At 71.9% G+C, this 16,723-nt stretch carries 17 protein-coding genes; 8 read left to right on the forward strand and 9 right to left on the reverse strand.

Features of this window, described 5'->3' with window-relative positions; translation table 11 throughout:
• Window positions 1-157: 157 nt before the first annotated feature.
• Both ACZ4O3_RS15440 and serB read left to right on the forward strand, forming a co-directional pair.
• Window positions 158-2,308: a streptophobe family protein gene (locus ACZ4O3_RS15440; RefSeq protein ID WP_467722472.1), complete on the forward strand. Its 2,151-nt coding sequence runs from the start codon at window positions 158-160 to the stop codon at window positions 2,306-2,308.
• A gap of 272 nt (window positions 2,309-2,580) precedes the next feature.
• The gene (gene serB, locus ACZ4O3_RS15445) at window positions 2,581-3,789 is read left to right on the forward strand and encodes a phosphoserine phosphatase SerB (RefSeq protein WP_384988292.1); all 1,209 of its coding nucleotides are present in this window, start codon (window positions 2,581-2,583) and stop codon (window positions 3,787-3,789) included.
• Between the two features lie 100 nt (window positions 3,790-3,889).
• On the opposite strand, the gene ACZ4O3_RS15450 is transcribed toward serB, so the two are convergent.
• The 4 genes from ACZ4O3_RS15450 to ACZ4O3_RS15465 form a co-directional block, all read right to left on the reverse strand.
• On the reverse strand, window positions 3,890-4,408 hold the full coding sequence (locus tag ACZ4O3_RS15450) for a SixA phosphatase family protein (RefSeq protein ID WP_362731020.1): 519 nt from the start codon (window positions 4,406-4,408) through the stop codon (window positions 3,890-3,892).
• A 79-nt stretch (window positions 4,409-4,487) separates the two neighbouring features.
• Window positions 4,488-4,694, reverse strand: a complete 207-nt coding sequence (locus tag ACZ4O3_RS15455) for a hypothetical protein (RefSeq protein ID WP_362731022.1) — start codon at window positions 4,692-4,694, stop codon at window positions 4,488-4,490.
• A gap of 168 nt (window positions 4,695-4,862) precedes the next feature.
• Window positions 4,863-4,979 (reverse strand): SGM_5486 family transporter-associated protein, encoded by a 117-nt coding sequence (locus ACZ4O3_RS15460; RefSeq protein ID WP_089107830.1) that lies wholly within the window; start codon window positions 4,977-4,979, stop codon window positions 4,863-4,865.
• A gap of 433 nt (window positions 4,980-5,412) precedes the next feature.
• Window positions 5,413-6,708, reverse strand: a complete 1,296-nt coding sequence (locus ACZ4O3_RS15465) for a CynX/NimT family MFS transporter (protein ID WP_467722474.1) — start codon at window positions 6,706-6,708, stop codon at window positions 5,413-5,415.
• A 91-nt stretch (window positions 6,709-6,799) separates the two neighbouring features.
• Here ACZ4O3_RS15465 and ACZ4O3_RS15470 point away from each other — a divergent pair, with 91 nt between their 5' ends.
• Window positions 6,800-7,492: a FadR/GntR family transcriptional regulator gene (locus tag ACZ4O3_RS15470; protein WP_362724407.1), complete on the forward strand. Its 693-nt coding sequence runs from the start codon at window positions 6,800-6,802 to the stop codon at window positions 7,490-7,492.
• Here the strand turns inward: ACZ4O3_RS15470 and ACZ4O3_RS15475 are convergent.
• From ACZ4O3_RS15475 to fabG, 3 genes are all read right to left on the reverse strand, one after another.
• Window positions 7,470-7,820, reverse strand: a complete 351-nt coding sequence (locus tag ACZ4O3_RS15475) for a hypothetical protein (RefSeq protein WP_362724410.1) — start codon at window positions 7,818-7,820, stop codon at window positions 7,470-7,472. The two genes, ACZ4O3_RS15470 and ACZ4O3_RS15475, sit on opposite strands and share 23 nt — an antisense overlap.
• 178 nt (window positions 7,821-7,998) lie before the next feature.
• Window positions 7,999-8,766 carry an enoyl-ACP reductase FabI gene (gene fabI / locus ACZ4O3_RS15480; protein ID WP_351326067.1) on the reverse strand — a complete coding sequence of 256 codons (768 nt, stop codon included), beginning with the start codon at window positions 8,764-8,766 and terminating at the stop codon, window positions 7,999-8,001.
• Between the two features lie 5 nt (window positions 8,767-8,771).
• A complete protein-coding gene (gene fabG / locus ACZ4O3_RS15485; protein WP_362724413.1) occupies window positions 8,772-9,491 on the reverse strand; it encodes a 3-oxoacyl-[acyl-carrier-protein] reductase in 720 nt (239 codons plus the stop codon).
• A 197-nt stretch (window positions 9,492-9,688) separates the two neighbouring features.
• Here fabG and ACZ4O3_RS15490 point away from each other — a divergent pair, with 197 nt between their 5' ends.
• From ACZ4O3_RS15490 to tyrS, 3 genes are all read left to right on the forward strand, one after another.
• Window positions 9,689-11,251 carry a TldD/PmbA family protein gene (locus ACZ4O3_RS15490; protein WP_467722477.1) on the forward strand — a complete coding sequence of 521 codons (1,563 nt, stop codon included), beginning with the start codon at window positions 9,689-9,691 and terminating at the stop codon, window positions 11,249-11,251.
• The gene (locus ACZ4O3_RS15495) at window positions 11,248-12,642 is read left to right on the forward strand and encodes a metallopeptidase TldD-related protein (RefSeq protein ID WP_467722478.1); all 1,395 of its coding nucleotides are present in this window, start codon (window positions 11,248-11,250) and stop codon (window positions 12,640-12,642) included. The genes ACZ4O3_RS15490 and ACZ4O3_RS15495 overlap by 4 nt, the downstream gene beginning before the upstream one ends.
• A gap of 80 nt (window positions 12,643-12,722) precedes the next feature.
• Window positions 12,723-13,991, forward strand: coding sequence for a tyrosine--tRNA ligase (tyrS, locus tag ACZ4O3_RS15500; RefSeq protein WP_467722480.1), 1,269 nt, complete (start codon window positions 12,723-12,725; stop codon window positions 13,989-13,991).
• Window positions 13,992-14,068: 77 nt separating this feature from the next.
• Here the strand turns inward: tyrS and ACZ4O3_RS15505 are convergent, their stop codons facing one another.
• Window positions 14,069-14,347 (reverse strand): GlsB/YeaQ/YmgE family stress response membrane protein, encoded by a 279-nt coding sequence (locus tag ACZ4O3_RS15505; RefSeq protein ID WP_362719552.1) that lies wholly within the window; start codon window positions 14,345-14,347, stop codon window positions 14,069-14,071.
• Window positions 14,348-14,593: 246 nt separating this feature from the next.
• Between ACZ4O3_RS15505 and ACZ4O3_RS15510 the strand changes: the two genes are divergently transcribed.
• The gene (locus ACZ4O3_RS15510) at window positions 14,594-14,992 is read left to right on the forward strand and encodes a DUF3099 domain-containing protein (protein ID WP_467722481.1); all 399 of its coding nucleotides are present in this window, start codon (window positions 14,594-14,596) and stop codon (window positions 14,990-14,992) included.
• Between the two features lie 216 nt (window positions 14,993-15,208).
• Complete coding sequence (locus ACZ4O3_RS15515) at window positions 15,209-15,430, forward strand: hypothetical protein (RefSeq protein WP_362719556.1); 222 nt, start codon at window positions 15,209-15,211, stop codon at window positions 15,428-15,430.
• 195 nt (window positions 15,431-15,625) lie between these two features.
• Here ACZ4O3_RS15515 and moaA read toward each other — a convergent pair whose 3' ends face one another.
• Window positions 15,626-16,615: a GTP 3',8-cyclase MoaA gene (moaA, locus tag ACZ4O3_RS15520; RefSeq protein WP_467722483.1), complete on the reverse strand. Its 990-nt coding sequence runs from the start codon at window positions 16,613-16,615 to the stop codon at window positions 15,626-15,628.
• Window positions 16,616-16,723 lie beyond the last annotated feature (108 nt).

The following is a 16,723-nucleotide window of genomic DNA, read 5'->3' on the forward strand; positions in this document are numbered from 1 at the left end:
GCCCTCTGACCGAAAGTCGGGCCTTGTGCGAGCCTCGTACGAACGCGTCGACTCTTTCCGTTGACGGGGTTGAAACCGGGCCGGAGAGTGGTAATTCACGCGAGGGGGACAAGCGCGGCGGAGCGGCCCGGCGCGTCCGCGGATCGGGGGGTCGGCCATGGGTTCTGGCACGTCCGGCACGGGAGTCGAGAACACGAGGCACGGCGCGCGGCTGCCCTGGGGCGACGTCCTGCTGTCCGCGATCGCCGCGGTGAGCTGGGCGTTGATCGGCATGGCGGGCACCGCGGCGCTGGGTCTGCATCTGCTGCGGGCCGACGCGGCGGGCTCACTGGGCCCCATGACGGCGGCGGTTGTGGCCCTCGGGGCAGGCGGTTCGGTCACCCCGGACGGAGATCTGTCCGCATTCGGCCTGAAGGGGGCGGAAGCCACCACAGCCATCGAGATCACGCCATTGGGCGTGAGCCTGGTGGGAGCCGTGCTGCTGGCCTGGTTCTTCCTACGGTCCCTGCGCGCGGCCGGAGTTGTGATCGCACCGGCCGAACTGCTCGCCCGCGCGGGCTCGGTGGTGGTGCTGTTCGTGGCGATGCTGGGCGGACTGGCCTGGGCCGGACACTCGGTGGTGACCATCGACGGCGGTGCGCTGGGACTGGACAAGCTGCCGGGCACCGGCGGGGGCGGTGGAGGTCTCACGATCCCCGGCATCGGGGATGTCGGCGGGCTGCTGCCGGACCGCCTCGGCGACCTCGTGCACGCGAACGCCGCGGTCGGCTTCAGCGTCGACACCGCGGCCACCCTGCTCGGTGGTCTCGGCTGGTCGGTGGGCATCCTGCTGATCGCGCTGCTGGCCTCGCGCCGCACACCGCTGCCGCGCGGCTGGGACGCGGTGCACCGGGTGGTACGGCCGGCGGTCTCGGCGCTGGTGACGGTCCTGCTGGTGGCGGTCGCGGCGGGCTGGGCGGCGGCGGCCTTCGCGGCGATCGGCGACCCGCACCCGGCCCGGATCATGGGCGCGGCGCTGCTCGGTGCCCCGAACGGCGTCTGGCTCGGCATCCCGGTCGGCCTCTTCGTCCCCTTCGACGGCAGGGCGACGGGCGTCCTCACCATGTTCCTGCCGCACCCCCTTGACGACCTCCTGAACTCCCCGTCCGACCGGTCGGTGACGCTGGGCCGGCTGGCCGACCTGGACGGACGGGTATGGCTGCTGGGTGTGGCGGCGGCGCTGCTGATGCTGCTGGCCGGGGTGTTCACGGCGGTACGGACGCCGGTGGCCGGCGGTGGGCCCGGAGGCGAGGGCGGCCCGGGCTCCCGTCCCGGGGCGCTCGGGTTCGCCGGGCGGTGTGCGGTACGGCTGGGCATCGCGACCGCGCTCGCACTGCCGCTGCTGGCCTGGCTGACGGACGTGTCCGTGGACGCCTCGCTGTCGGTGCTGGGCTTCGACGCCTTCGGCGCCGGCATCGAACTGCACGGGCAACTGGGCATGGGCCTGCTCCTCGGCGCGGTGTGGGGTGCGGCGGCGGGGGCGGCGGGGGCGCTGCTGGCCCGGGCGACCGGCGCCGCCGGCACCCGCGCCACGCGGCCGGCACTGGGTGACGCCGGCGGCGGGCCGGTGGGGTCCGGGGCGCCGGGAAGGCCCGGCGGCGGCGACCCCGATGGGCCCTACGCACCGGTGGCCCCCTACCGCCCGCCGAATCCGCACACCAACCCCTACCTCCGGATACCTGACGGGCTACGGGAGCCGGGGAGCGGCGACCTGCGGCCCCGGCCCGACGCGTCGCGGGACTCCTGGACCGGAGGCGGACGGGGCGGTGGCCCTGCGGACGCCTGGGGACCACGGGATTTTGTGCCGGGAGACGGATGGGGCCGCCGGTCCGGAGGCCGGCCGCAGGAGCCGCGTGATGCGGCGGGGCCGCACAGTGGCCCGGGACCGTGGAGCGGCGGGCGGCCGGGGGGTGCCCCGGGACGCGGTCCGAGCGGCACCGGCGGGGCAGGTGCTCCTGTCGGTCCCGGCAGTCCGGGCAGTCCCGGCCGGGGGTCGCCGTCCGGGACGCCGTCCCCGGCGGAGGACCGGGGTGCCGATGCCGCGCGGTCGTCGGAGGAGTGGCCGCGCGCCGGCGGCGCCGACGCCTCGGACGTACCCCCCGGTGCCGGCGACGTGTACGGCGCTCCCACCATGGCCCGGCCGGTCGACCCGCCACCGCGCTCTCCACGGCGCGGACCCGGGGCGCGGCGGCCGGACGGGCCGGACCCGGGGCCGCCGCCCCCACCGCCCCCGCCTCCTCCGCCGCCACCCAGGCGGCCCCCTCGGTGAGCTCACGCGGCGAGGTCACGCGGCAAGGCCGCCCGCAGAGGCGAGGCGCGACGGCCTCGCCGGCCGTGTCCGGACCATGCGTGGAGCGATGCTGAACCGTGCGTGAAGACGCGCACCCGGAGCGTCGCGTTCCCGGTGGCCGACATCGCACGCACGTTCGCCCGTAGCGTGGAAGCAAGGCATCCGCCATCGGTCCGACACCTATTGTTCCGTGTCCGTCAGGCGGACCACCTGCGCCGCAGTCACTGCGTGCCGGTTACGGTGGTGACACCATGAGCGATCCGCAGACCTCCGAGGTCCCCACTCTCCTCGTCAAGATTTTCGGCAAGGACAGGCCGGGCATCACGGCCGGCCTCTTCGACACTCTTGCCGCGTACATGGTCGACGTGGTCGACATCGAGCAGGTCGTCACGCGCGGGCGGCTGGTGCTGTGCGCGCTCGTCACCCAGCCCTCGGCCGGACTCGAGGGCGACCTCCGGGCGACCGTGCACAGCTGGGCCGAGTCCGTGAAGATGCAGGCGGAGATCATCTCCGGCCACGGCGACAACCGCCCGCGCGGTCTTGGCCGTTCGCTGGTCACCGTCCTCGGCCACCCCCTCACCGCCGAGTCGACGGCCGCCATCGCCGCCCGGATCGCCAAGGCCGGCGGCAACATCGACCGTATCTTCCGGCTCGCCAAGTACCCGGTGACCGCGGTGGAGTTCGCGGTGTCCGGTGTGGGGACCGAGGCACTGCGCACCGCCCTGGTCTCCGACGCGGCGGAACTCGGCGTGGACATCGCGGTCGTAGCGGCCGGTCTGCACCGGCGGGCCCAGCGTCTGGTGGTCATGGACGTGGACTCGACGCTCATCCAGGACGAGGTGATCGAACTCTTCGCCGCGCACGCCGACTGCGAGGACGAGGTCGCCGAGGTGACGGCTGCCGCGATGCGCGGTGAACTGGACTTCGAGCAGTCGCTGCACGCGCGCGTGGCGCTGCTGAAGGGGCTGGACGAGTCGGTCGTACAGAAGGTGCGCACCGAGGTGCGGCTGACGCCGGGCGCCCGGACGCTGATCCGCACGCTGAAGCGGCTCGGTTATCAAGTCGGGGTGGTCTCGGGCGGTTTCACCCAGGTCACCGACGATCTGCAGGAGCGGCTCGGGCTGGACTTCGCCCAGGCCAACACGCTGGAGATCGTCGACGGCAAGCTGACCGGCCGGGTGACCGGCGAGATCGTGGACCGTGCGGGCAAGGCACGGCTGCTGCGCCGGTTCGCCGCCGAGGCGGGCGTACCACTGTCGCAGACGGTGGCCATCGGTGACGGCGCCAACGACCTGGACATGCTGAACGCGGCCGGTCTCGGTGTCGCCTTCAACGCGAAGCCGGTGGTCCGCAAGGCCGCGCACACGGCGGTGAACTTCCCCTTCCTGGACACGGTGCTGTATCTGCTGGGCGTGACCCGCGAAGAGGTCGAGGCGGCGGACACCCACGACGAGAGCTGAACCGCCCGGCGGTCCTGCCACGAGGGGCCCGGCACCGGGGGGCATCGGTGCCGGGCCCCTCGCCGTCCCCCGTCCGGGCAACGGTGGTCGTACGCTCGTCTCAGTCGGAGGGAGCCCAGTAGTCCACGAGCGTGGTCACCCCGGGTTCCAGGCTCTTCCAGGAGCCCTCGAAGGTCACGACGGCGAAGGCGGCGGCGGGAAAGCCCCGCCGGTTCATCCGGTCGCGGGCATCACCCTCCGAGCCGCCGGTCAGGATCTCCGTCACGCCGTGCACGCCGGGGTTGTGGCCGATGAGGATAACGTCATGCGCGTCGTCGGGCACCTCGTTGAGCACGGCGATCAGCTCGCCCGGAGAGGCGTCGTACACCCGCTCCTCGTAGACGGTTTTCGGCCGGTGCGCCAGCTCATGGACGGCGAGCTTCCAGGTCTCCCGGGTGCGCACGGAGGTGGAGCACAGGGCCAGGTCCAAGGCGATGCCGCTGTCCGCGAGCTTGCGTCCGGCGACGGCGGCGTCCATTCGGCCCCGGTCAGCGAGCGGTCGCTCGTGGTCGGTCACCTGTGGCCAGTCGGCTTTCGCATGGCGGAAGAAGACGATCCTGCGGGATTCTGCGACGCTCATGTCACCCAGCTTCGCATGAAACAGGCCATCGGGCGCAGGGAGTTGACATGCGGATTCGCCCGCTCGGGAGGCGGTGGGGCTAACGGGCGACGATCTGCCGGACCCGCTCGACGAGATGGGTGACGGCGGGGTCACCGGTGGTCGCGTGGGCGTCCGCCGGGTTCAGTATCAGCACCAGCAGGGCGACGAAGGCGAGCGCGGGCAGGGCGAGGGCCCACCAGGGCAGCCGGACGTCGACACTGCCCGGGGTGGCGGGGCGGGGCAGGGTGTGCGTACGGGCCGGCATGGTCGCCTCCGCTGGTCTCCGGGCTTCGGTGACCGCCCCTCGCGGCCACGACTCGAAACTACGGAATCCGTGGCCGCGGCCCCATCCGGTGATCCACCCACTTCACCCTGACCCTCACCCCCTAGGGGATGGTGGTGCTAGCCCCACCATCGGCCGCGGGGGCCGTGGTCAGGGTGACGCGAGGGTCGCGATGACGGCGATGACGATGAAGATGGCGAAGAACGAGCCGAAGACGATCAGCATCTTCTTCTGACCGTTCTGGGGGTTCGGGTCGAGCACTGGCATGCGCCCAGTCTGGCACCCCTGGGAGAGGCCGCACCGGGCGGGGTGACCCGACACGCCGCGAGGGCGCCGAGACGACCGGCCCCGCGCAGGCACCCACCGCACCGGGCCCCGGCGGCGTCGGCACGGACCGCCTCGGCGCGTCCGCGCACGCCACGTCAGTACCCGCACAGCGCCACGCCTGTCCCCGCACCGGCCACGCCAGTGCCGCACAGGCCGCGTCGCCATCCGCACACGCGCCGCGCGTCGCGCCCGCGCACGCCACGCCCCGCACCCGCACCCGCACCCGCACCCGCACGCGGCGCGTCTCCCCCCGCCGGCCACGCCAGAGCCCGCACAGGGCGCCTCGGTGCCCGCACCCACCGCGTCGGGATCCGCGCACGGGCCGCCTCGGTGCGTCATCGCGCCACGCGTGCTCGCGCGGGCCGCCTCGGCGTCAGGCGGTCGCGGTCGCCTCGTCCTCGACCGTGCGGTCGCGGCCCGCCAGGACGCCGACGGCCAGCTGCGGGATCATCAGGCCGGCCATCAGGGCGATCGGCAGACCCCAGCCGCCGCTGTGCTGGTAGAGCACGCCCACCAGCAGCGGACCCGGGATGGAGATGAGGTAGCCGACGCTCTGGGCGAAGGCGGAGAGCTGCACGACGCCCGCGCCGGTCCGGGACCGCATCCCGACCATCGTGAGGGCCAGCGGGAACGCGCAGTTCGAGACGCCGAGCAGCAGGGCCCAGGCCCAGGCGCCGCCGGCGGGTGCGGCCCACAGGCCGGCGTATCCGGCGAGGCCGCAGACGCCGAGCACGACCACGATCGGGCCCTGGTGCGGCAGCCGGGTGGCCACGCGCGGGATGACGAAGGCCAGCGGTACGCCCATCACCATGGTGACGGCCAGCAGCAGCCCCGCGGTGCCCGCGGGCACGCCCGCGTCCCGGAAGATCTGGGCCATCCAGCCCATCGTGATGTAGGCGGCGGTGGCCTGGAGGCCGAAGAAGACGGCGAGCGCCCAGGCGGTAGGGCTGCGGGTGATCCTGAGGGCGGGCGGCTGCCGGTCCGCACGCGCGCGTGCCTCGGCCGCCGGTGCCGGTCCCCGGTCCCGGACCAGCGGCAGCCACGGCAGCACCGCGGCTGCCGCCAGCCCCGCCCACACGGCGAGCCCGGACTGCCAGCGGCCGCCCAGCGCGTCGGTCATGGGTACGGTCACCGCGGCGGCGATCGCGGTACCGGCGGCGAGGGCCATCGAGTACAGGCCGGTCATGGAGCCGACCCGGTCCGGGAACCAGCGCTTGACGATGACCGGCATCAGCACGTTGCTGACGGCGATGCCCATGAGCGCGACGGCGCTGCCGGCCAGGAACCCGGCCGTGCCGGCGACGTACGGGCGTATCAGCAGGCCGGCCGTGATGGCGACCATGCCCGCGCAGACCACGGCCGGCGGGCCGAAGCGGCGGGCCAGACGGGGGGCCATGACACCGAAGACGGCGAAGCAGAGCGGCGGCACGGAGGTGAGCAGCCCGGCCACGCTGCCGCTCATGCCGAGCCCGTCGCGGACCTCCTCCAGGAGCGCGCCGAGGCTGGTGATGGCGGGCCGGAGGTTGACGGCGGCCAGCAGGATGCCGACGACGAACAGCCGTGTCGTCCACGCGCGCGTGCCGTTCGACGGACCCCCGCCGGGTTCCGTCGGACGGGCCGGCGTCTGTGTCGGCATGGTGGTTTCCTCGGCTTCCATGACGCCCATCATAGAATCATGGGATGATTGGTTGTCCAGTCTACGGGTGACGGACCGCGGCGGCCCCCCGCCGCCGCCCGGCCCCCGCGTGCGAAGGTGTGTCATGCCTCTGAGCCATCCACGCCGCTCGGCGTTGTCCGAGCAGGTCATCGCCGAACTGCGGAACCAGATCGCCTCCGGCGAGTGGCCGGTCGGCTCCCGGATTCCCACCGAGCCGGAGCTGGTCGAGCAGCTCGGAGTGGCCCGCAACACCGTCCGGGAGGCCGTCCGCGCGCTCGCGCACAACGGCCTGCTGGACATCCGGCAGGGCTCCGGCACCTATGTCGTGGCGACCAGTGAGCTGGCCGGCGTGATGCACCGCCGGTTCGCCGGTGCCGACCCCCGGCACATCGCCGAGCTGCGCTCCACGCTGGAGTCCTCGGCGGCCCGGCTCGCGGCGGCCCGGCGCACGGAGAAGGACCTCAGGCAGCTCGACGCGCTGCTGGCACAGCGCGAGCGGGCGTGGGAGTCGGGCGAGGCGGAGCCCTTCGTGACGGCGGACGCCACCTTCCACCTGGCCGTGGTGGCCGCCTCGCACAACGACGTGATGACGGCGATGTACGCCGACCTGGGCGAGGTGCTGCGGGACTGGCTGCGCGCGGACGTCGGCGCCGTGCTGACGCCGGAGTCGTACATGGACCACGCCCGCCTGGTCGACGCGATCCGCGCGGGCGACGCGGAGGCGGCCGCCAAGGAGGCGGGCAGCTACCCGTACCTGTGCCGTCCGGACAGGTTCAGTCCGCCTTCTGGTGACTGATCCACACCGAGCGGACGTCCTGCCAGCAGCGGCCGGTGAGCCGTACGGTCATCGCGGGCCCGGTGTCGACCGGGGAGCCGTCGGTGTCGATGTCCCACCACTCGGCGCACTCGATGTGCAGCCGTACCCGGTCGGTGTCCACGTAGGGGTTGTGGCAGTAGGCCACCACATGGGAGCCGCGGACGGTCGTCCGGCACGACGCGCCGAACAGCTCCGGGGCGGCCCGGTGACCGCCTCCCGCGCGCGTGTGGGCCACGGCGTCGCAGGGCAGGGCCAGCACGAGGGCGAGGGCCACGGTCAGCGGGGCCAGGCTGTGGAACAGGCGCACAAGAGGACCTCCTCGGCCGGGCTGGGGAGGGACGTCGCGCGGTGATCGGGTGATCCGACGTGTACTGCCAGGGTGCGCCGCCCGGGCGGGGACGGCCCGGCCGGTGGGCCGAACGGGTGAGGCCCGCACCCCCTCGCGGGATGCGGGCCTCACGGTGTCCGGACGATGCCCGTGCGGGTCAGGCGCCGATGGCGTGCAGACCGCCGTCCACGTGGATGATCTCGCCGGTGGTCTTCGGGAACCAGTCGCTCAGCAGGGCGACGATGCCCTTGCCGGCCGGCTCCGGGTCCTTGAGGTCCCACTCCAGCGGGGAGCGGTGGTCCCAGACGGCGGCCAGGTCGCTGAAGCCCGGGATGGACTTGGCGGCCATGGAGCCGATCGGGCCGGCCGAGACGAGGTTGCAGCGGATGTTCTGCTTGCCCAGGTCGCGCGCCATGTAGCGGCTGGTGGCCTCCAGGGCCGCCTTGGCCGGGCCCATCCAGTCGTACTGCGGCCAGGCGTACTGGGCGTCGAAGGTGAGGCCGACGACCGAGCCGCCGTTCTGCATCAGCGGCAGGCAGGCCATGGTCAGCGACTTCAGCGAGTACGCGGAGACGTGCATGGCGGTCGCGACGGACTCGAAGGGCGTGTTGAGGAAGTTGCCGCCGAGCGCGTCCTGGGGGGCGAAGCCGATGGAGTGGACGACGCCGTCGAGGCCGCCGAGCTCCTCGCCGACGAGGTCGGCCAGCCGGCCGAGGTGCTCGTCGTTGGTGACGTCCAGCTCGATGACCTTGGTGGGCTTGGGCAGCTTCTTGGCGATGCGCTCGGTCAGCGTGGGCCGTGGGAACGCGGTGAGGATGATCTCGGCACCCTGCTCCTGCGCCAGCTTGGCCGCGTGGAAGGCGATGGAGGACTCCATCAGCACACCCGTGATCAGGACGCGCTTGCCCTCGAGGATTCCACTCATGGTGATCAGTGACCCATTCCCAGTCCGCCGTCAACGGGGATGACGGCTCCAGTGATGTACGAGGCGTCGTCCGAGGCGAGGAACCGCACCGTCGCGGCGACCTCCTCGGGCTGCGCGTACCGGGCGAGCGGCACCTGCGACACGATGGTCGCGCGCTGCTCGTCGGTGAGGACCTTGGTCATGTCGGTGTCGACGAAACCGGGCGCGACGACGTTGAAGGTGATGTTGCGCGAGCCCAGCTCACGGGCGAGGGAGCGCGCGAAGCCGACCAGCGCGGCCTTGGAGGCCGCGTAGTTGGCCTGGCCGGGACCACCGTAGAGGCCGACGACCGACGAGATGAGGACGACACGGCCCTTCTTGGCGCGCAGCATGCCGCGGTTGGCGCGCTTGACCACACGGAAGGTGCCGGTGAGGTTGGTGTCGACGACCGAGGTGAAGTCCTCCTCGGACATCCGCATCAAGAGCGTGTCCTTGGTGATGCCGGCGTTGGCGATCAGGACCTCGACCGGGCCGTGGGCCTCCTCGATCTCCTTGTAGGCCTGCTCCACCTGCTCGGTGTCGGTGATGTCGCACTTGACGGCCAGGCAGCCCAGTTCCTTGAGGTCGGCGGGCGGCTCCCCCGAGCGGTAGGTGATGGCAACCTTGTCGCCGTTGTCGGCGAAAGCGCGGGCGATGGCGAGGCCGATGCCCCGGTTGCCTCCAGTGACGAGAACCGAGCGGCTCAACGGATCACCCTTTCTTTCGGTCTGACCACCGGCCGGAACAGCTGGCACGGCAGGTGGCTTCATCGAAAACCTATCGGTCGCGCCGGCACGGCGGCCAAGCGGGCACCGACAGTGGCTCGGGGGCGTCGCTGTCGGGTCTCTACAGAAAGACCCGACGCCGGGCCGAAACCTGTGGTCCGTACACCCGCGGGCGCGACATGATCGGACGGACAGGCCACGACAGCAGGGAGACCTCCGTGCCCCATTCCATCGACGAAGCCTTCACGGCGCTTCCGCTACGGGCCCTGGCCGACGCCGCGCTCGCACGCGCGCGTGCGCTGGGCGCCCAGCACGCGGACTTCCGGTTCGAGCGGGTGCGCAGCGCGTCCTGGAGTCTCCGGGACGCCAGGCCCGCCGGATCGTCGGACACCACCGACCTCGGATACGCGGTCCGGGTCGTGCACGGCGGTACCTGGGGCTTCGCCTCCGGCGTGGACCTGACGCTGGACGCCGCGGCCAAGGTCGCCTCCCAGGCGGTGGCGATGGCCAGGCTCTCGGCGCAGGTGATCAAGGCCGCGGGCTCGGACGAGCGCGTGGAGCTGGCCGGCGAGCCGGTGCACGCGGAGCGGACGTGGGTCTCGTCGTACGAGATCGATCCGTTCACCGTGCCCGACGAGGAGAAGGCCGCACTGCTCGCGGAGTGGAGCGCCCGGCTGCTGGCGGCGAACGGCGTCAACCACGTCGACGCCTCGCTGCTCACCGTGCACGAGAACAAGTTCTACGCCGATACGGCCGGGACCGTGACCACCCAGCAGCGGGTACGGCTGCACCCGGAACTGACCGCGGTGTCGGTGGACGAGTCGAGCGGCGAGTTCGACTCGATGCGGACCATCGCGCCGCCGGCCGGCCGCGGCTGGGAGTACCTCACCGGCACCGGCTGGGACTGGGAGGCCGAACTGGAGCAGCTCCCGGAGCTGCTGGCCGAGAAGATGCGGGCGCCGAGCGTGGAGGCGGGGCTGTACGACCTGGTGGTCGACCCGTCCAACCTGTGGCTGACCATCCACGAGTCCATCGGGCACGCCACCGAGCTGGACCGCGCGCTCGGCTACGAGGCCGCCTACGCCGGCACCTCCTTCGCCACCTTCGACCAGCTCGGCAAGCTCAGGTACGGCTCCGAGCTGATGAACGTCACCGGCGACCGCACCGCCGAGCACGGCCTGGCCACCGTCGGCTACGACGACGAGGGCGTCGAGGCCCAGTCCTGGGACCTGGTGAAGGACGGCACGCTCGTCGGCTACCAGCTGGACCGCAGGATCGCGAAGCTGACCGGCTTCGAGCGCTCCAACGGGTGTGCGTACGCCGACTCCCCCGGCCATGTGCCCGTGCAGCGGATGGCGAACGTGTCCCTCCAGCCGGACCCGGCCGGCCTCTCGACCGAGGACCTGATCGGCGGGGTGGACCGCGGGATCTATGTCGTCGGCGACCGTTCCTGGTCGATCGACATGCAGCGCTACAACTTCCAGTTCACCGGCCAGCGGTTCTTCAGGATCGAGAACGGGCGGATCACAGGGCAGCTCCGGGACGTCGCCTACCAGGCGACGACCACCGACTTCTGGGGCTCCATGGCGGCGGTCGGCGGTCCGGGGACGTACGTCCTGGGCGGTGCCTTCAACTGCGGCAAGGCCCAGCCGGGACAGGTCGCCGCCGTGTCCCACGGCTGCCCCTCGGCCCTCTTCAAGGGAGTCAACATCCTCAACACCACGCAGGAGGCCGGTCGATGAGCGCCCGCAGCAGCAAGCCGCACGAGATCGTCGAGCGGGCCCTGGAACTCTCCCGCGCCGACGGCTGTGTGGTCATCGCCGACGAGCACTCCACCGCCAACCTGCGCTGGGCGGGCAACGCGCTCACCACGAACGGCGTGACCCGGGGCCGTTCGCTCACCGTCGTCGCGACCGTCGACGGCAAGGACGGCACGGCCTCCGGTGTGGTGTCCCGGTCGGCCGTGACCGCCGACGACCTGGAGCCGCTGGTGCGGGCCGCCGAGGCCGCCGCGCGCGGCGCCGGTCCCGCCGAGGACGCGCAGCCGCTGGTCACCGGCGTGCCGGAGGCTCCGGACTTCACCGACGCGCCCGCCGAGACCTCCTCGGCCGTGTTCACCGACTTCGCCCCCGCGCTGGGCGAGGCCTTCGCACGCGCGCGTGCCGGCGGCCGCGAGCTGTACGGCTTCGCCAACCACGAGCTGGCCTCGACGTACGTGGGCACCTCGACCGGGCTGCGGCTGCGCCACGACCAGCCCACCGGAACACTGGAGCTGAACGCCAAGTCGCCGGACCGCAGCCGGTCGGCCTGGGCGGGACGGTCCACCCGGGACTTCAAGGACGTCGACCCGGGCGCGCTCGACGCCGAACTGGCGGTCCGGCTGGGCTGGGCGGAGCGCCGGGTGGAGCTGCCGGCGGGCCGGTACGAGACGCTGCTGCCGCCGACCGCCGTGGCGGACCTGCTGATCTACCAGCTGTGGTCGGCGTCCGGGCGGGACGCGACCGAGGGCCGGACGGTGTTCTCCAAGCCGGGCGGCGGCACCCGCGTCGGCGAGCGGCTGACCGAGCTGCCGCTGACCCTGCGCAGCGACCCGAACGAGCCGGGCCTGGAGTCCGCGCCGTTCGTCGTGGCGCACTCCTCAGGCGGTGACCGTTCGGTCTTCGACAACGGGATGCCGGTCGGCGCCACCGAGTGGGTGGCGGGCGGCGTGCTCAGGCACCTGACCACCACCCGGCACACGGCCGGTCTGACCGGGCTGCCGGTCGCCCCGGCGGGCGGGAACCTGATCCTGGACGGCGGTGAGGACCGCTCCCTGGAGGAGATGGTCGCCGCCACCGAGAGGGGTCTGCTGCTGACCTGCCTCTGGTACATCCGCGAGGTCGACCCGGCGACGCTGCTGCTCACCGGGCTGACCAGGGACGGTGTGTACCTGGTGGAGAACGGCCAGGTCACCGGGCAGGTGAACAACTTCCGGTTCAACGAGTCACCGGTCGACCTGCTGGGGCGGGCCACGGAGGCCGGGCGCACGGAAAAGACGCTGCCGAGGGAGTGGAGCGACTGGTTCACTAGGGCTGCGATGCCCGCGCTGCGCGTGCCCGACTTCAATATGAGCTCAGTCAGTCAGGGCGTATAACCTCGTAGCCGGGTGGTCGCTCGACCACCCGAAGATCATCTGATGATCACCCGAAGATCGCCCAAGGAGATACGAGAACCGTGACGGACATCGTCGACGAGCTGAAGTGGCGGGGGCTCATCGCCCTCTCCACGGACGAGGACGCATTGCGCAAGGCGTTCGCGGACGGTCCTGTCACGTTCTATTGCGGCTTCGACCCGACCGCGCCCAGCCTGCACCTCGGCAACCTCGTGCAGATCCTGACGATGCGCCGGATCCAGCAGGCGGGCAACCGCCCGCTGGGCCTGGTCGGGGGTGCCACCGGCCTGATCGGCGACCCGAAGCCGAATGCCGAGCGCACGCTGAACGCGCCCGAGGTCGTCGCCCAGTGGGTCGAGCGGCTGCGCGCGCAGATCGCTCCGCTGCTGGACTTCGAGGGGCCGAACGCGGCGGTCATGGTCAACAACCTGGACTGGACCCAGGGCATGTCCGCCATCGAGTTCCTGCGGGACGTCGGCAAGCACTTCCGCGTGAACAAGATGGTCACCAAGGAGGCCGTCGCCCGGCGTCTGGAGTCCCAGGAGGGCATCAGCTACACCGAGTTCAGCTACCAGATCCTCCAGGGGATGGACTTCCTGGAGCTGTACCGGCGGCACGGCTGCACGCTGCAGACCGGCGGCAGCGACCAGTGGGGCAACCTCACCTCGGGCACCGACCTGATCCACAAGGTCGAGCCCGGCGCCGTGGTGCACGCTCTGGGCACGCCGCTGATCACCAAGGCCGACGGCACCAAGTTCGGCAAGACGGAGTCCGGCACGGTCTGGCTCGACCCGGAGATGACCACGCCGTACGCCTTCTACCAGTTCTGGCTGAACGCGGACGACCGGGACGTCTCCAAGTTCCTGCGGATCTTCAGCTTCAGGTCGCACGAGGAGATCGAGGACCTGGAGAAGCAGACCGAGGAGCGTCCGCAGGCTCGGGCGGCCCAGCGGGCGCTGGCCGAGGAGCTGACGACGCTGGTGCACGGCGCCGGCCAGACGGCCGCGGTGATCGCCGCCAGCCGTGCGCTCTTCGGGCAGGGCGAGCTGGCGGAACTGGACGAGCGGACCCTGGCCGCCTCGCTCTCCGAGGTGCCGCACATCCAGGTGGCCGAACTGGCGCTGGTGGTGGACCTGTTCGCCGAGGTCGGGCTGGTGGCCAGCAAGTCCGCCGCCCGGCGGACCGTGAAGGAGGGCGGGGCCTACGTGAACAACGTCAAGGTGACCGCCGAGGACGCGGTACCGGATCCCGCGGATCTGCTGCACGGCCGGTGGCTGGTGCTGCGCAGGGGCAAGAAGAACCTGGCGGCCGTGGAGGTCGTCGGGTCCTGAGCGCCGTGGGGGTGCGGGGGTGTCACGCGGCGCAGCCGCACCTGGACACCCCCGCACCCCTTCCCGGGCGCTCCGGCTCAGACCCGGTGCTTTCGCTTGCCCAGGGTCGCCATGTACAGCATGTCGCCGAGGAAGACGATGATGATCGCGGCGACCAGTTGGAAGAGGTGACGGCTCCAGTCGATGCCTCGTGTCTCCGCCACGCCCAGCGCGCGGGCGATCGCGTTGCCGGCGATCGCACCCAGGATGCCGAAGATGGTCGTCAGCCACAGGGGGCTGTGCTGCTTGCCCGGGATGACCGCCTTCGCGATCAGGCCCAGCACGAAACCCACGATGATCGCCCACAACCAGCCCATGGCTGCCTCCTCGTACGGCTCGACGTGAGCATTAGCCCAAGTCTCGGCCTGTCCGCCGTACGGCGCATGTCGGTACCCCCGTACGCGGTACGGCGCAGAACGTTCGCGCAGGCGGGAGGGCGACCCGGTCTCGAAGGCGGCGCAGACGCGGCGTAACGTGAGAAGCGTCCTGGCCCGGTTCCCCGTACGGGTGCGGGGAAGGGTTGGGGACGGGGAGAGTCCGATGCGGGCGGATGGTGGAATGTGATGCGGAAGCAGCGCGGCGGCGGCAGCGTCCAGGTGTTCCGGATCACCGGGGCGCGCACCGGCCTTGCGGAGGACGTGCGCGGCCGGCAGCGGCGGTACGTCATCTCCATGGCGATCCGGACCGTGTCGGTGATCCTCGCGGCCACGTTGTGGAACGTCGAGCGCTATGTCGCCGTCGTGGCGCTGGTGTTCGGGGCGCTGCTCCCCTATGTCGCGGTCGTGATCGCAAACGCGGGCCGGGAGCGGCCGTCCTCGCTTCCGTCGACGTTCGGAGTGGCACCGACCCGGCTGATGATCGCACCGCCGCGCGCGGAGGAACCGCACCCGGAATCCGTCCCGGAGGACGTGCTGGCCGACCCGGCGGCGAGGATGCGCGATGAGCGGACCGACCCGGTATGAGCACCGGGGGCACGGCGCGCGTGGACGACGGACGGACCCGAAGCTCAAGAAAAGCTCAGATCAATCGTGCAGTTCCGGTGCCGGGCGGCAGGTGACCCATGACATACTGCGTACGCGCTCCGCATCCCCCGTCGGAGCGACGGACCGACGCCGGGCAGCTCCCCCCGTGGCTGCTCGGCGTCGCCTTTTGTGCGGGGCTTTCTGTGGGACGAAGCAGTGAGTGACGTCATTTGTTCAGCGAAGGGCTGCCGGGCCGCCGCCGTGTGGGTGCTCGCCTGGAACAACCCGAAGATTCACACGCCGGAGCGGCGGAAGACCTGGCTCGCCTGCGAGGAGCACCGGGAGCATCTTTCGCAGTTCCTGGGGGTGCGGGGGTTCTTGAAGGACGTCGTACTGTTGAGCGAGTGGCCGCAGGAGACGGCCGAGCAGTCGCTCTAGGCCGTGTTGCGAAAGTCCCGTCGTTCGCCCGAAGGGCGGGCCGTGCGGCGTCAGGTGCGTGCTCCCGTCGTGCCGGGCGGAAGTCCTCGTACGGGATGTACTCGGGCATTCGCCCGGCGCGGCGAGAGTGCGTGCACGGCGTCGCACGGCAGACGGGACTTTCGCAACACGCCCTAGCCCAGCCCTAGCCCTGCCCTAGCCCCCGATCGCGGACATCGGCCGGTCCGGCTGGATGAAAGAAGGATCGTCCAGGCCCGCTCCGGCCTTCTTCCCCCACATCGCCAGCCGCCAGATGCGGGCGATCTCCTCGTCCGACCCGCCTGAGCGGAGCGCGCCGCGCAGGTCGGTCTCCTCCCTGGCGAACAGGCAGTTGCGTATCTGGCCGTCGGCCGTGAGGCGGGTGCGGTCGCAGGCCGCGCAGAACGGGCGGGTGACCGAGGCGATGACGCCGACGCGGTACGGTCCGCCGTCCACCAGCCAGCGCTCCGCCGGTGCCGCACCGCGCTCGTCCGCGTCCTCGGGAGTGAGATCGAAGCGGGTGCGGAGCGAGGCGAGGATGTCCCCCGCCGTCACCATGCTGTCGCGCTTCCAGCCGTGCTGGGCGTCCAGCGGCATCTGCTCGATGAAGCGCAGTTCGTAGCCGTGCCGCACCGCCCAGGCCAGCAGGTCGGGGGCCTCGTCCCCGTTCAGCCCCGGCATCAGGACCGTGTTGACCTTGACGGGGGTGAGGCCGGCGTCGCGGGCGGCCTGGAGACCGTCGAGGACGTCCTGGTGGCGGTCGCGACGGGTGAGGGCCTTGAAGACATCGGGGCGGAGGGTGTCGAGGGAGACGTTGACCCGGTCCAGGCCGGCCGTCTTCAGGGCCGCGGCGGTGCGCCGCAGGCCGATTCCGTTGGTCGTCAGGGACATCCGGGGGCGGGGGGCCAGGGCCGCGACCTGCTCGACGACGGAGACCAGGCCGGGGCGGAGCAGGGGTTCGCCGCCGGTGAAGCGGACCTCCTCGACACCCAGCAGGCGTACGGCGATGTCGATCAGCCGGACGATCTCGTCGTCCGTGAGCAGGTCGGACTTGGTCAGCCACTGCAGGCCCTCCTCGGGCATGCAGTACGTACAGCGCAGATTGCACCGGTCGGTCAGCGAGACCCTCAGGTCGGTGGCCACCCGGCCGTAGGTATCGATGAGCACGTGGGCCCCCTCCCTAGGTACGGATCGGTTCTCTTGCGCCACTTGCGAGCCTACGTGACAGCGCGGACATCGCGAGGGGACCCGATGCCACGAGGTACGACGCGGCCG

This window comes from Streptomyces sp. NPDC026515 (genome assembly GCF_055567595.1).